Source organism: Psychrobacter pasteurii, from assembly GCF_900162815.1.
Taxonomy (GTDB): Bacteria; Pseudomonadota; Gammaproteobacteria; order Pseudomonadales; family Moraxellaceae; genus Psychrobacter; species Psychrobacter pasteurii.
Map to the genome: position 1 here is coordinate 1 of NZ_FUGD01000080.1, position 14,703 is coordinate 14,703.

At 42.7% G+C, this 14,703-nt stretch carries 13 protein-coding genes and 1 pseudogene; 6 read left to right on the forward strand and 8 right to left on the reverse strand.

Annotated features, from left to right (window positions below; genetic code table 11):
- On the reverse strand, positions 1–97 hold a 97-nt coding region (locus A1232T_RS06690; RefSeq protein WP_143513962.1), incomplete at its 3' end, for a helix-turn-helix domain-containing protein.
- 42 nt (positions 98–139) lie between these two features.
- On the opposite strand from A1232T_RS06690, the pseudogene tnpA reads away from it, so the two are divergent.
- From tnpA to A1232T_RS06720, 6 genes and pseudogenes are all read left to right on the forward strand, one after another.
- Positions 140–568 (forward strand): annotated as a pseudogene (gene tnpA, locus A1232T_RS14380) (IS200/IS605 family transposase).
- 389 nt (positions 569–957) lie between these two features.
- On the forward strand, positions 958–1,290 hold the full coding sequence (yajC, locus tag A1232T_RS06700) for a preprotein translocase subunit YajC (protein ID WP_077448694.1): 333 nt from the start codon (positions 958–960) through the stop codon (positions 1,288–1,290).
- Between the two features lie 345 nt (positions 1,291–1,635).
- Entirely contained in the window at positions 1,636–3,513 is a 1,878-nt protein-coding gene (secD, locus tag A1232T_RS06705) for a protein translocase subunit SecD (protein WP_077448695.1), read from the forward strand.
- Positions 3,514–3,522: 9 nt separating this feature from the next.
- On the forward strand, positions 3,523–4,734 hold the full coding sequence (secF, locus tag A1232T_RS06710) for a protein translocase subunit SecF (RefSeq protein WP_077448696.1): 1,212 nt from the start codon (positions 3,523–3,525) through the stop codon (positions 4,732–4,734).
- Positions 4,735–4,871: 137 nt separating this feature from the next.
- Positions 4,872–6,266, forward strand: coding sequence for an MATE family efflux transporter (locus A1232T_RS06715; protein ID WP_077448697.1), 1,395 nt, complete (start codon positions 4,872–4,874; stop codon positions 6,264–6,266).
- A gap of 89 nt (positions 6,267–6,355) precedes the next feature.
- Complete coding sequence (locus A1232T_RS06720; protein ID WP_077448698.1) at positions 6,356–7,834, forward strand: anion permease; 1,479 nt, start codon at positions 6,356–6,358, stop codon at positions 7,832–7,834.
- Positions 7,835–7,957: 123 nt separating this feature from the next.
- On the opposite strand, the gene A1232T_RS06725 is transcribed toward A1232T_RS06720, so the two are convergent.
- The 7 genes from A1232T_RS06725 to A1232T_RS06755 form a co-directional block, all read right to left on the reverse strand.
- Positions 7,958–8,470 (reverse strand): RidA family protein, encoded by a 513-nt coding sequence (locus A1232T_RS06725; protein ID WP_077448699.1) that lies wholly within the window; start codon positions 8,468–8,470, stop codon positions 7,958–7,960.
- Positions 8,471–8,629: 159 nt separating this feature from the next.
- Positions 8,630–10,168: an amidophosphoribosyltransferase gene (purF, locus tag A1232T_RS06730; RefSeq protein WP_077448700.1), complete on the reverse strand. Its 1,539-nt coding sequence runs from the start codon at positions 10,166–10,168 to the stop codon at positions 8,630–8,632.
- A 121-nt stretch (positions 10,169–10,289) separates the two neighbouring features.
- Entirely contained in the window at positions 10,290–10,823 is a 534-nt protein-coding gene (locus A1232T_RS06735; protein ID WP_077448701.1) for a CvpA family protein, read from the reverse strand.
- Positions 10,824–11,007: 184 nt separating this feature from the next.
- Positions 11,008–12,045: a quinone-dependent dihydroorotate dehydrogenase gene (locus A1232T_RS06740; protein WP_077448702.1), complete on the reverse strand. Its 1,038-nt coding sequence runs from the start codon at positions 12,043–12,045 to the stop codon at positions 11,008–11,010.
- 190 nt (positions 12,046–12,235) lie between these two features.
- The gene (locus A1232T_RS06745) at positions 12,236–12,775 is read right to left on the reverse strand and encodes a DUF4870 family protein (RefSeq protein ID WP_208606922.1); all 540 of its coding nucleotides are present in this window, start codon (positions 12,773–12,775) and stop codon (positions 12,236–12,238) included.
- 70 nt (positions 12,776–12,845) lie between these two features.
- Positions 12,846–13,304, reverse strand: coding sequence for a phosphohistidine phosphatase SixA (sixA, locus tag A1232T_RS06750; protein WP_077448728.1), 459 nt, complete (start codon positions 13,302–13,304; stop codon positions 12,846–12,848).
- 20 nt (positions 13,305–13,324) lie between these two features.
- Positions 13,325–14,647, reverse strand: coding sequence for an NAD(P)H-dependent glycerol-3-phosphate dehydrogenase (locus tag A1232T_RS06755; RefSeq protein WP_077448703.1), 1,323 nt, complete (start codon positions 14,645–14,647; stop codon positions 13,325–13,327).
- Between the last annotated feature and the right edge of the window lie 56 nt (positions 14,648–14,703).

Consider the following 14,703-nt stretch of genomic DNA (forward strand, 5'->3'; position numbering starts at 1 on the left):
CCCAATTGAACACAAAACGGCTACAGCCAAAGTGCTTTTCGATAAGCACCTGCTGTTCACGATTTGGGTAAATGCGATATTTATAGGCTTTAAGCATGGCTTTTTAGTCGACTTGAGTGTCGGTATAACTTAGCATTATTTGCATTTAGCATCAATTATCAGTAATAAACCTAAATCGCATTATCATTGCGCTTACAACCTAACATATCACTTAGTGTTGGTGACTAAATACCGCAGAGAGTGCTTCACTAGGGCTATGCTTGATAGGCTAGAAGAATTCATAACTGACCTTTGTTAAAAATGGGAGGTTGAGCTGTTAGAGTTTCAAGGCGCATCTAACCATGTGCATTTACTGCTTGATATGCACCCCAATATCATGCCAAGTAAGTTTATCAAAAATCTAAAAACAGTAACTAGCCATTTGATGAGAAAAGAATTTGCAGAACATTTGGCAGAGTTTTACTGGAAGCCTGTACTTTGGACTAGGGCATATTGTTTGCTGACCACTGGCGGTGCTACCATTGATACAATTAGGCAATATATCGAAAAACAAGAACGTCCTGACTAGCTCGCCCGTGCGTAATTCTCCACCTAAATCAAAGATTATAGGTGGAGAATTACGCACGATAAGTTAAATTAACTAATAAATCAGATTATAACGTTATATTAGCCACTGTCGCTAGCCTTCATTTTGGTTAAATAGCATTTTTTAGAGGTTAAAAGCCTTTATAGGCCTTATTCACCAATGGTATTACAAGTAATAGTTATCAATGAGTCATTTTTTTGATACTATGCGTGTTAATTTATGATAACTATACCCCTATCCATAAATACATAGGTAATTATCCTTTTGAGTGGTCACCGATTGTGCTAGTGCTATTTATGATTCTAGCAATCTTATCGCTGCTGTTAGGCTCTAATTATCCCTGTTATATAGTAATTTTTTAAGGATTTAATATGAATTTATTCATCCAAGCAGCCCATGCTGCTCCAGAAGCGGCTGGTGGCTCTGCAATGATTATGCAGTGGATTTTCCCGTTGGCTATTTTTGCCATCTTCTACTTCTTAGTAATTAGACCTCAATCTAAGCGTGCTAAAGAGCACCGCAATATGGTTGACTCACTAACTGTAGGCAATGAAGTTATCTTCGCAGGTGGTTTGATGGGCAAAATCAAGTCAATCGAAGGCGATTACGCAGTTGTGGCGCTAAACGATAGAAATGATGTCATGATCCAACGTGCTTCTGTAATTTCCGTGTTGCCTAATGGCACCATTGATGGTTTGCAATAAATAATAGTATTACAACTGTTTAATAATCCAAAAATTGAACCTATTAAGAGTCAAAGGCAAGCCTTCATCTTTTTAGTGTTCGGTTTTTGGATTATATGTTTTAATTAAATTAATTAGAGTGCGCTACACACATAAAGTCTGTCTGCTAAAACAACCGGCTTTATGACACGATAGGGCCATTTTCAGATATCTAAAGCGCGATAATTATTACCTTCGCGTAACTGTATTCAACTGTGTTAAGCCTTTTTCACTGGCCTAGCAACTCGTTTTATATGTTCCTATCTATCGAAGATTGGCTATAGCGTAGCGTTCTACTGTTACCTTCCCTCAAGTGAAGAAGCTACTATGCATTACCCTGCCTGGAAATATTTCTTAATCGTTACCGTGCTCATCATAGCGGGGCTATATGCTCTGCCTAATTTATACCCTGATGAGCCTGCGGTACAAATTACTAGTGCCTCAGCAGGTACCGAGCTGACTGATGAGGTGCTGAATCAATCACAACAACTTCTTGATGAAGCGGGTATCGCTTACCACGACCCTACTTTCTCAGAAAACAGTGCCTTATTACGAGTAGAAGATGGCGCTACGCAGCGCAAGGCCCAAGAAGTCCTACGCCAACAACTTGGTAATGACTATGTTGTGGCTTTAAACTTGGCGCAAACTACGCCTGACTGGCTTCGTAGTATCGGTGCTAAGCCTTTAAAACTAGGTCTCGACTTACGAGGTGGTGTGCGCTTTGTTCTTGAAGTAGATATGGACAAGGCTCTTGAACAACGCTTAAAGACCACTAGCAATGATGTGCGCAGCAGCTTACGTAGTGAACGCGTTCCTGTAAAAGGCATCAATGTTATTGATCAAGGTCTATTGCTTCATTTTAAAGATACCGACTTACGCGATAAAGCACAGCGCATTATCCAGCGTGATCAAGGTACACAGTTTGAAATGCAAGCGTCGATGGACGATCAAGGCCCAGCGTTACGTTTACAATATAATGAAGCGACCTTAAAAGAGATCAATGAATACGCGGTAGGACAAAACTTAACTACCCTACGCAACCGTATTGCAGAACTAGGTGTCTCTGAAGCCTTGGTTCAGTCTCAAGGCAGCAACCGTATTGTGGTTGAATTACCTGGGGTACAAGATACCGCTGAAGCGAAGCGTGTTCTAGGTCGTACTGCTAACCTTGAGTTCCGCTTGGTAGCTGATGAAAACGCAACTTATGCAGGTGGTGTTCCTCCTGCTGGCACTGAAGCCTTCCCCTATATGACTCTTGATGGCCCGCCATCACTATTGAATCGTCAGCCTATTTTAACCGGTGAAAAGGTTCAAGGTGCTACCTCTGGTGTGGATGAAAACGGCTCTCCTGAAGTAAACATTACGCTGGATACTGCCGGCGGTAAGCTGATGCAAAATGCCACCAAAAATGCGGTTGGCAAGCAGATGGCAGTACTGTTTATTGAAAACAAACAAAAAGTGAGCTATGACACAGACCCAGAAACTGGGGAGACTATTGAAACCCGTACCCCTTATGCTGAAACTAAGATTATTAGCCAAGCAAACATTCAAGCGGTACTAGGTTCATCTTTCCGTATTACAGGTCTAGACAGTAATGCAGAAGCTGGCGAATTAGCTCTATTACTTCGCTCAGGTGCTCTTGCAGCCCCTATGTACTTCGTGGAAGAAAGAACCATTGGTCCTTCACTGGGACAGCAAAATATTGATGACGGTCTGTTCTCTACAAAAGTCGGTTACTTACTGGTCTTCTTGTTTATGATCATTTTCTACCGTCTGTTTGGGGTTATTGCAAACGTTGCTCTAGCCTTCAACTTAGTCATCATGGTAGCTGTGCTTTCTATCTTAGGAGCGTCGTTAACCCTACCTGGTATTGCTGGTATTGTATTGACCATCGGTATGGCCGTAGATGCTAACGTTCTGATTTTTGAGCGTATTCGAGAAGAGATTGGCGAAGGGGTAAGACCTAAATCAGCCATTGTGGCTGGCTTCGATCGTGCCTTTAGTAGTATCTTTGATGGTAACATCACCACCTTGTTGGTAGCCATCATCTTATTCTCTATCGGCTCTGGCCCAATTAAAGGGTTTGCTATTACCCTTGCCATTGGTATTTTAAGTTCGTTGTTTACAGCCATTATTGTAACCCGTGCTTTGGTCCATTTGGTTTATGGCAATCGTAAATCTGTCGATAAATTGAGCATAGGCTAGGAGAGAATAATGTCTACTAATAATCAGAATGACAATCAAAATACAAACTCAGGAACGCCGAAAAGCTCAACTCCTGCATACATTGAGGGCGGCCGTCGTCGCAGACGTGGCCCTCGCCGTGATGGTAGAGGTAACAACACGACCCTAAAATCACCCAGCGATAATATCGACCAAGCTGATTTAGAGAACACCCAGTTAGCCACTGCTGCAGACTTAGACTCTGAAGTTTATGAAGATGAAGCGGCATTAGCTGAAGGTGGTATTAAAGCTGTGGGCTCCAAGCGCATCATTCCTTTTATGAAGCTTGAAAAACCCATGGCAATCTTCTCGATCCTGATAGTTTTAATCAGTATAGGGGCATTATTTATTAACGGTCTTAACTTAGGTCTAGACTTCACCGGTGGTGTTTCTGCTGATGTGAAGTATGAGAACCCTGTTGAACAAACAGAAGTTATTCAGTCACTAGAGAAGGCGGGCTTTGATGATGCTGTCGTTCAGTATCTAGGCGGTACAACAGAGCTTTTAGTTCGTTTGCCCCCTCAATCTGACAACGTAGAAGGGCTAAATGAGAGCTTAGGCACCGCTTTAGAGCTGCCAAACAACAGCGCGCAAATCAGTAACGTTAACATCATTGGTAGTCAGGTAGGCGGTGAAGTTTATCTCAGCTCAATGATTGCGATTTTGACTGCACTGGGTATGATGATGCTCTATGTGGCTGTCCGCTTCCAGTTTAAGCTGGCAGTTGGTGCCCTTCTGGCCTTGGTACATGATGCGGTTGTGACCTTAGGTATCTTCGCCTTATTCCAGTTCCCGTTTGACTTGACTGTTTTGGCCGCTATCTTAGCCTTAATTGGTTATTCATTGAACGATACGATTGTAGTCTTTGACCGTATTCGTGAGAACTTTAGAAGAGTTCGTGGCGCCGAACCAAGACAAATCGTTGACTTATCACTAACCGAAACCTTACGTCGTACCATCATGACCATCTCTACCGTCTTGGTTGTGGTTCTAGCCATGTTATTCCTCGGCGGTGATGGTTTGTTCTGGTTCTCTGTTGCCTTCTTTATTGGTCTAATTGCAGGTACTTATTCATCAACTTACATCTCAAGCTCTATTCCTTTAGCAATGGGCTTATCACGTGATGACTTTGTGGTGAAAATCAAGCCTGAGTTCCAAGAAGAAGTGGTTACCTTTAATGATCCAAAATCTTTTGAAGACTAAGTTGTTACTTAATCTGTAATGAGTTTTTGGTAAACCAAACCTCTATATCTACTCATCGTTAGATATGTAACAATAAAAAGCACCTTAGGGTGCTTTTTATTGTTTGGGTCTTTTAATTTAATAAAAGTATTGAGTCTATGAGTCGTATCAAGCCTACCCCATTAGATTTAAGCTATCGCCATATTATTGCAATTGCTGCACCTGTATTGATAGCGAACCTAGCCATGCCTCTGCAAGGGGCTATTGATGTCGGTGTGGTTGGACATTTCCCTAAGTCTGCCCACTTAGCCGGACTGGGTATCGCCTCTCAACTTTGGCTATTGATACTGGTTAGCTTCAACTTCCTGCAATATGCCTCTTCAGGGCTGGCGGCTCAAGCTTTAGGCAGACAAGCCACAGGCACCTCTGATGCTACCGAGCTGTCAGATATTTTATATCGCTCATTGGGTCTGGCTGTAGTATTGGCTATGATTCTTTGGCTGTTGAGGCCCTTTATATTGCCGCTTGGTTTACAGCTTCTAGGAGCACATCCTGAAAGTAGCCAGGCTGCTTACACTTATCTAAGCGTGCGATATTACGGTATCGTCTTTGAGCTTATGAACTATGTGTTTATTGGCTGGTTTGCGGGACAAGGCAAAACCAATCAGATGATGATGGTACAGCTTCTGATTTCAGTGATTAATATTATTCTGACCTTAACTTTCGTATATGTGTTTGATATGGGGTTAGAAGGTGTCGCCTTAGGTACAGTGATTGGCTACGCTGTGGGCTGTATTACTGCCATTGTCTTGGCAAAAATAACCTTGCATGCTGACTCAATTAAATTTAAAACTCTTGCCCCTAGCCTCACCAAGCAAAGACTCACTGAGATATTTGCTTTTGATAAAATGCTGAGCTTATTTTCTCTTAACAAAGATATCTTTATTCGAACTATCTTGCTAACGCTTAGCTTTGCTTGGATTACTCGCCTTTCTGCCCAGCAAGGTGACTTGGTAATGGCTACCAATGCAGTATTGCTACAGGTGCTTAGCATCTCAGCCTTCGCATTAGATGGTGTGGCAGTTGCTGCCGAAAGCTTATCGGGTCAAGCGGCAGCTAGACAGTCCCGACCACAGTTTATGACAGCCGTAAAACGTACTGGCATCATTACCTTTGTGCTGGCCTTAAGCTTAACTATTATATGGGCAATTGCTCTACCTACCTTTTTAAATATCATGACAGATTTACCCGCCGTCACAGAGCTGGCTTTAGATTATCGTTATATCGCCACCCTGCTGCCTTTGATCGGTGCTGGGGCCTATTGGCTCGATGGGATTATGTTTGGTCTCACCGCAGGAGCGAAGATTCGTCAGGTAGCCATTATCGTCTCAGTTATATTTTTCCCATTGACATACCTGGTGTATCAACTATATGGTCAAGAGTATGCTATGCCCGTTGTGTGGTTTGCGGTTTATTGGTTGCTACTGTCCCGCTTTGTCATTGCCGCGGTGATTTTATGGCGTAATCAGCAAAATCTTATTTATAGTAAATAGTAGCCACTTATTTGATTTATGTCGCAAAACTTCATGAAAGAAGTTTCCTAAAAATATTTGTTTCATCATTCAACTAAAAAGGCTTTATTATGTCGGAACTCTCAGAAAAGCTCCCCTTCAAGCCCATACCCACATTATTGGCCATAGCCATTGGCCTTATCATTTGGTTTGTCATACCTACTCCTGAAGGCGTTACCGATAACGCTTGGCACTTATTAGCCCTCTTTGTGGCAACCATCGTGGCCATTATTGGTAAAGCGTTGCCTATTGGCGCATTGGCAATTATCGCCATCAGCTTGGTGGCCTTGACTGGGGTTACCGCAGATACTCCCAAGCAAGCCATGCAAGATGCCTTATCAAGCTTCTCAAGCCCTTTGATTTGGTTAATTGGTATTGCGGTTATGATTTCGCGCGGCCTGATTAAAACAGGCCTAGGGTCTAGGATTGCTTATTACTTTATCTCTATCGTAGGTAAGAAGACCATTGGTATCGCCTACTCTCTTACCGCTGCAGAGTTATTGATTGCCCCTATTACCCCCTCGAACACAGCCCGTGGTGGCGGGATTATTCACCCCATCATGCGCTCTATTGCCAAAAGTTTTGACTCAACGCCTGAACAAGGTACCCAAAATAAAATTGGGCGCTATTTGGCTATGGTTAACTTCCACGCCAACCCGATTACATCAGGTATGTTTATCACCGCTACTGCCCCAAACCCCTTAGTCGTAGACTTGGTTAATAAGGCAACAGGCAGTGAGCTACAGCTGTCTTGGACAACTTGGGCTTTAGCAATGTTCATCCCTGGGATGCTGTGTATCTTAGTCATGCCTTTGATTATCTATATGATTTATCCGCCCGAGATTAAAGCGACGCCTGATGCCAGAAAGTATGCTTCTGAAAACTTGGCAAAATTAGGGGCCATCACTCGCCATGAAAAAATCATGTTGGGTGTGTTTACCCTAATGTTATTACTTTGGGCCAATGTTCCGGCACTAATCTTTGGTGAGCAATTCTCCATCGATGCCACAGCGACTGCTTTTTTAGGTTTGTCAGTACTGTTAATTGCTGGGGTGTTAACTTGGGAAGATGTGCTAAAAGAGAAGTCAGCTTGGGATACCATCGTCTGGTTCGGTGCCTTGGTAATGATGGCAGACTTTTTAAATAAATTAGGCTTAATTGGCTGGTTTTCCTCTAGCATCGAGTCGGCCATCGGCTTGACTGGATTTAGCTGGACAGGTGCGGTCGTCATCTTAACCTTAGTTTATTTATACATGCATTACTTCTTTGCCAGTACCACAGCACACGTTACGGCTATGTTTGCCGCTTTCTATGCGGTTGGTCTTACCTTAGGGGCGCCTCCTATGCTGTATGCCTTAATCTTAGCAGCTGCGGGCAATATCATGATGACTTTGACCCATTATGCTACTGGTACAGCGCCGGTTATCTTTAACTCAGGCTATACCACTTTGCGTGAATGGTGGACCATAGGCTTTATTATGAGTGTGGCGAACCTAGTCATTTGGATTGGCTCAGGACTGATTTGGTGGAAGGTGCTAGGTTATTATTAACTCTTACTAGCTACTGCTAAGACTAACTCTTAGCTACTACTTCATGTAATATTCAATACAAAAAAGCCGATAATCTCTAAGATTATCGGCTTTTTCATTTAAATATATCATTGAAATACAGGCTTATTTAACCGCCATACATTCAATTTCAACTTTGGCACCCAGTGCTAAATCTGCTACCGCAAAAGCAGAACGTACAGGATAAGGCTTAGCCAATTTGGCTTTATAACCTTCGTTGAATTCTGGAAAATCTTCCATATCAGTCAGCATAACCATGCATTTAACTAAGTCTGAGGATTGATAGCCATAGCTTAGTAACGTTTTATTGATATTATCTAAAGCTTGCTCTGTCTCTTTTTTAACGCCGCCCTCAACCAGCTTACCGTCTTTCATACCCAGCTCACCAGATAGATATAAGGTGTTGCCCGCTCTTACTGCTTTCGAAAAAGGCAATGCACCATCTGTGCCATAAAAGATAGGAGTAGTTTTAGATTGAGCTGCAGCCACAGAAGTAGAAGCTTGTTTTACAGGTTGTTCCGCCTGTTTTTGCTCAGCACCTTGCTCAGCCTGTGCAACAGAAGCACCCATTAAGCCAATACCTAGAATAAGTGAACTTGCCATCATTGGTAGTTTCATAATATTTTCCTTGTTATGTATGTTGTATAACTAAAATTCCTCAAAAAAAAGCAGGCTATAAGCCATAAATGCTCATAACCTGCCTTCATACTATCAAGAATAACTACCGAGCTGAGCTGAAAAATGTATAAAATACTTTAATCAGCTCAGATTTGGTTATTAATTTTCCTGTACACCAGTCATGTCCACCGGAGTATCTGGAGTATTGCTTATCACTTCGATACCATTGGCTTTGGCTTTGTCGTTACGCTGCTCTTGTAAGTAGTTTAGGTAATCTTCAGTGATAGTACCTGTGATGTACTTACCGTCAAATACGGCGCAATCAAACCCTTCTACTTTGCTATGCTTGGTATCTTGTACTGCATCAATTAAATCATCTAAATCTTGGAAAATTAGACGATCAGCACCGATGATTTGGCGTACTTCTTCTACCGTGTTTCCTGAAGCGATTAGCTCCGAGCGCACAGGCATATCGATACCGTAAACGTTAGGATACTTAACCGGTGGCGCAGCACTGGCGAAGAATACTTTATTGGCCCCTGCATCACGTGCCATTTGAATAATTTCATGACAAGTGGTACCACGTACAATCGAATCATCTACCAAGAGTACGTTTTTGTTTTTAAACTCTAAAGGAACCGCATTTAGCTTCTGGCGTACAGATTTTTTGCGCTGCTGCTGACCTGGCATAATGAAAGTACGGCCGATATAGCGGTTTTTCATAAAGCCTTCACGGTACTTAACATTTAAGTTAAGCGCAAGCTCCATCGCTGAAGTACGTGAGGTATCTGGAATAGGAATAACCACATCAATATCGTGCTTTTCCCCCCACTCATCACGAATCTTCTCGGCCAACTTCTCACCCATACGCAAACGGGCTTTATAAACTGAGATGTTGTCCATGATTGAGTCAGGACGGGCAAAATATACATACTCAAACATACAAGGAGTGTATTCTTTTGGCTCAGTACATTGATGTGTGTGAAGCTTGTGGTTTAAGTCAATGAAGATGGCTTCACCCGGCTTAACATCACGAACCACTTTAAAGCCAGAACCGGTTAATGCCACAGATTCTGAAGCTACCATGTATTCAGTGTGACCATCAGCAGAAACACGCTCACCATAAATTAGCGGGCGAATACCATTAGGGTCTCTAAAAGCAATCAAGCCTTGGCCTGTAATTAAGGCCACAACACCATAAGCCCCTTCAATACGCTTATACATTGAGCTGATAGCTTCAAAAATTTCATCAGGAGTTGGCTGGGTTTTGCCTAGTGCCTGAATTTCATGTGCCAATACGTTTAACAGAACTTCTGAATCTGAGTTGGTATTTAGATGACGTAAATCATCTTGGTAAAGCTCTTTTGCCAATTTCTCAGCATTGGTTAAATTACCATTATGGGCTAGTGTGATACCATAAGGAGAGTTCACATAAAACGGTTGCGCCTCTGCACTACTTGATGTTCCAGCAGTCGGGTATCTTACATGCCCTACGCCAAACTCACCAATTAGTCGCATCATATGAGGTGTCATAAACACATCACGAACCATACCATTGTCTTTACGCAAATAGAAGCGCCCATCTTTCATGGTCACGATACCAGCGGCATCTTGACCACGGTGTTGAAGCACAGTTAATGCGTCATACAACACTTGGTTGACTGGTTCATGTGCTGCAACACCTACAACTCCACACATACTCTATCCTTTTAAAATAGTCTTTACAGGTTAAAAGATTCATTTAGTAGTGGCTAAATTACACTTATTCACTGATTACTCAGCTTTTTACTTACCAACCCGTTGACCGTGAACTCAATACTTATTGAGCAATAGCCTCTTGGTCCGTCTGTTGCGAGCTAGGCACGTCAATTTGTTGCCATGCCTCACCTAATACTTTTGTTGCAAATTCCTTAGCAAAAGGAGCATAAGGAAGTAGTTCTGGGGCTATGACAGAGGACTGCCATAAAGCCGTATTGACGATAACTGGTGCCGATACACTTAACATAACCAGCACCACCAGTACATTTTTTGCTGCTCCCAAAACGCCACCTGCTAGCTGATCGACAAAGCCTAACTTCAGCCCTTTTACAATGCCGGATACCAGTAACGTCAATATTTGGATAACAATTAAGACCATTAGCACAATAGCTAAGAAGCCAGCCCCGACCTGCAGGACAGGAGAACTAACAAAACCAGCCATATAAGGGGCAACGTCATCTGCCAATCGTGTGGCGGCCAAAAGGGCAATAAACCACCCGACCAGTGAAATAGAGCTACGGATAAAGCCTGAGCTAAATCCTCGCCACAATCCCACCAATACTATGACAGCAATAATGATGTCTAAAAACCCCATGCAATAACCCTAGTTCTTATTCATTAGAAAGTTAATAAATTAAGCCTATCCCTTCACTTTTCAAGTTTTTTTACTTTCAAGCTTTTTACCGTATTAGCCAAAAATTCAATCGGTACAATCGGTAAAAGTTCAGTGGTTAGTTTAGAAACTCACTCAATACTTAGGATATATCTGCTAAGCAGCCCTACTCTACAAATAGAGTGTCGCGGTGACTGGTAATCGCTTCCACACACTGTTGGACTAACCTAGGTCCTTTATAAATCATACCGCTATAAAGCTGAACCATGGAGGCACCGGCATGTATCTTCTGTACCGCTTTATCGCCACTGTCGATACCGCCGACCCCGATAATGGGCAGCTTGCCTTCCAAGCGCTCATGAAACTGTTTAATAATCTGAGTACTTAAATGACCCACAGGACGACCCGATAAGCCTCCCGCCTCATTGCCATGTGGCAAATCTTCTACCCCAGTTCTGCTTAAAGTGGTATTGGTAGCAATAAGACCATCAATTTCAAACTCAATAAGCTGCTTTGAAATATAGTCCACTTGATCTTCAGTCAAGTCAGGCGCCACTTTTAATACCATAGGCACATAAAAACCGTAGTCTGTAGCTAACTGGTTATGACGATTTTTAATACTGTCTAGCAACTCAGTTAATGCATCCCCGCTTTGTAAGTCACGCAAATTCTTGGTATTGGGAGACGAGATATTTACTGTAATATAAGAGGCGTGAGGGTAAACACGGTCCAGGCAATATATGTAGTCATCAACTGCATTTTCAACAGGAGTCACCGCATTTTTTCCGATATTAATGCCGATATTGCCTTGGTATTTACAGTTTTTTACGTTTTGGACCAGCTTATCTACGCCAAGGTTATTAAAGCCCATGCGGTTAATGATGGCATCGGCCTCTTTAATTCTAAACAATCTAGGCTTCTCATTGCCTTGTTGCGGTCGCGGCGTCACAGTGCCCACCTCGATAAAGCCAAAACCAAGCTCGGCTAAAGCATCAATATAACGGCCATTTTTGTCTAGACCTGCGGCCAGACCCACTGGGTTTGAGAACTGTAAACCCATACACTCGGTCGGCAAAGACTGCTGTGAGTAAATAAAACCTAAAGTATGTGTCTTATACGCTTTTTCTAGAAGCTGAAGGGTTAAATCGTGAGCATGCTCAGGGTCTAAATTAAATAAGAAAGGACGTAATAAGGCGTAGGACATAACGCTAGATAACCTGTTATGAAGTAAGTAAATTGGGAGAATTGCTATGGGTCACACTCTTAGATAAAGAAGCTCTTATCATTCAAGATCGAGTTGTGCTCTACTCAGAAGCTGTTGATTATACCAGTATAATCACAGCAAATCATCGATTAGTATGAACTAAAAACGACTGTCGCAACTCCCCTACCTATCATTGCACCGGTCTTTTATCTGTTAAAGCAATCCAACCTTTGACGATACGATAAATTTGCCAAATAAATGAAAATAGAAAAATAAGCCCACCTAATGCAGCCAGTCCTGTAGAGCCTAGTGCCACGTTTGAGCTGTCCGAAAACACCCCAAGACCTAGTCCACCAAGGCCTATCACCGCCATTACAATACCGATAACTGCAAACACGATGCTGTACCAGAAGGTTTTAATCTGCCAATCAAAGTGTGTGGCAAGCCACGTATGCTCTGCTTGTTGACGGCGGGCATAGTTCATGATGATGGGCACTATCCACAGCAAGCCTGCGGTAAAGTAGCTTAATACATATAACAAATAAGTAATATGGTTATAGCGAATCAAAGCTTCTTCTTGCTGTTTACTAATAACCAGCTGAGACTGACCCATACCTGTTGTCACCAGCTGGGAGTGCTGCAGACGACTGCTATCCATACCAGACACAGGTATCTTTAAATCTGGCTCTTGAAGCTTTGAAGTTTGGCGGATATCACGATTATTATCCATAACACTCCCCTTTTATTAATAACAATGACCCAGCTATTTGTGCGACCAGCTCATAGTTTTAGCTTAGCCATTACGAGTATTGCTTTGGCACGTAACGCTCTACTTCACTGCCCATATCGGCAGCAATAAAGTCAGCATCAAACACACGGGCTTCTGCCAACTGATAAGGCTCTGGTGTATCTGCAGTCAGTAGCGCTGCCATTTTTGCCACAATCGGCATATGACATACTACCACCACACACTCCCCTTCCACATCCATCAAGGAATGCAAAGCAGGCATAGCGTTATCATCTGGCGTGATGTCTGAGTGCACCTTTACTGGCACATCAGGCTTAAGAGCCGTTAGCGCCTGCAAGGTTTGCTGCGCTCTTACATAAGGGCTAACTACGAACACATCCGGATCATAGTTGTCTACAATATATTGGGCTGTCTCAGCGGCTTGTTGCTGCCCAAGCTTAGTAAGTGTACGTTTTGAGTCTTGCTGAGTTTGATACTCAGCTTCCCCATGACGCATTAAAATAACTTTCATAGTTTTATCCGTCATCCGTCCTATTGGTCCGGCATGCCTGCTGTCATTTGTGCATTTAATGCTTCATTGCTGTATTCATGAGGCATAACGAACTCAACATCACTTCTAAAGCCAGACTCCATTAGGTTTAACGCCACACCTAAGGCAGCTTGATCATCAAATATGACCGCGTGTAGTGCATGAGTAATGGGCATATAAATACCTAGCTTCATCGCTTTTTCGTGCACTTGCTGAATGGTATTAACCCCTTCGGCAGTTTGACCTAGTTTTTTAATGGCCGCCTCTAAGCTTAAGCCTTTACCCAGCATATTACCGATACGGTAGTTACGGCTTAGCTCTGAGCTACAGGTCGCGTATAAATCACCAACACCTGATAAGCCTAAGAAGGTTAGCGGATTGGCACCAGAGGCAACCCCAAAGCGGCTCATCTCTGCTAAAGCACGAGTTAACAACATGGCCTTAGTATTCTCGCCCACATTGTAAGAGGCCGCCATACCCATAGAGATGGCATAAATATTCTTCAATGCGCCTCCCAGCTCAACGCCTTTGATATCATCAGAAGCAAAGATTCTAAAGAAGGCGCTGTGTAGTGCAGATTGGACAGCATGACGCAGTAGCTCTGAGTCACTGGCAATGACTGAAGCAGAAGGCATATTCTGCATAATCTCAACGGCTAAGTTAGGGCCAGACATTACCCCAAAGTTCACTCCCGGCAGCTCTTGCTCAATGATATCACTCATCAAGCTAAACGTATCCTTCTCCATGCCTTTGGTTAAAGACACAATAGACTGACCACTTAAATAAGGACGAATATTTTTTAGTGTCTCTCTAAAAGCAGAGCTGGGAACTGCCACAAAGATAATGTCTTTATCTTGAACAGCGGTCTTTAAATCATGCTCAAATTTTAAGCGCTCATCTAAAGTATAGCCTGGTAAATATTTCTTATTAACCCGGTTCTTTTGCAAAGACTTCACAGTACGCTTATTACGAACCCATAAGGTTGAATCACATCCATTACGAGCCGCTAAGTTGGACATAGCCGTACCAAAGCTACCGCCCCCTAAGAAGGCCAAACGCAGCTGATGCGGTGCATTAGAACCTTTTGGCTTACTCATGTTATCACGTACGGTTTTCTCAATCTCTTCAGGATTAATTGCTGATTGATCCCGCTTAGCTTTCGCCCCTACTTTGGTCGCTTTGTCAAAGAGGCTGGCTAAGATACCAGAGTTGAATACAGACTTTTCTTCACCTGACTCAGTGTCAGTAGCTTCTGTATTAGCAGCCGTCTGTGCTTGATCCATTTCTTTATCTTCAACTTCATTGTTTTTTTTGTCAGCTGACATAATCTTGCTCTCTATGTTTTAACAGGTTTGAGTTTTTAAATGTTTTTATTATAAGC

What these genes read in the sequence shown, in the direction of transcription:
- A1232T_RS06740 (WP_077448702.1), bottom strand. Translation starts at nt 12,045, where the DNA reads ATGTCCTACGCCTTATTACGTCCTTTCTTATTTAATTTAGACCCTGAG.
- A1232T_RS06745 (WP_208606922.1), bottom strand. Translation starts at nt 12,775, where the DNA reads ATGGATAATAATCGTGATATCCGCCAAACTTCAAAGCTTCAAGAGCCA.
- sixA (WP_077448728.1), bottom strand. Translation starts at nt 13,304, where the DNA reads ATGAAAGTTATTTTAATGCGTCATGGGGAAGCTGAGTATCAAACTCAG.
- A1232T_RS06755 (WP_077448703.1), bottom strand. Translation starts at nt 14,647, where the DNA reads ATGTCAGCTGACAAAAAAAACAATGAAGTTGAAGATAAAGAAATGGAT.
- A1232T_RS06735 (WP_077448701.1), bottom strand. Translation starts at nt 10,823, where the DNA reads ATGGGGTTTTTAGACATCATTATTGCTGTCATAGTATTGGTGGGATTG.
- A1232T_RS06725 (WP_077448699.1), bottom strand. Translation starts at nt 8,470, where the DNA reads ATGAAACTACCAATGATGGCAAGTTCACTTATTCTAGGTATTGGCTTA.
- A1232T_RS06720 (WP_077448698.1), top strand. Translation starts at nt 6,356, where the DNA reads ATGTCGGAACTCTCAGAAAAGCTCCCCTTCAAGCCCATACCCACATTA.
- secD (WP_077448695.1), top strand. Translation starts at nt 1,636, where the DNA reads ATGCATTACCCTGCCTGGAAATATTTCTTAATCGTTACCGTGCTCATC.
- purF (WP_077448700.1), bottom strand. Translation starts at nt 10,168, where the DNA reads ATGTGTGGAGTTGTAGGTGTTGCAGCACATGAACCAGTCAACCAAGTG.
- yajC (WP_077448694.1), top strand. Translation starts at nt 958, where the DNA reads ATGAATTTATTCATCCAAGCAGCCCATGCTGCTCCAGAAGCGGCTGGT.
- secF (WP_077448696.1), top strand. Translation starts at nt 3,523, where the DNA reads ATGTCTACTAATAATCAGAATGACAATCAAAATACAAACTCAGGAACG.
- A1232T_RS06715 (WP_077448697.1), top strand. Translation starts at nt 4,872, where the DNA reads ATGAGTCGTATCAAGCCTACCCCATTAGATTTAAGCTATCGCCATATT.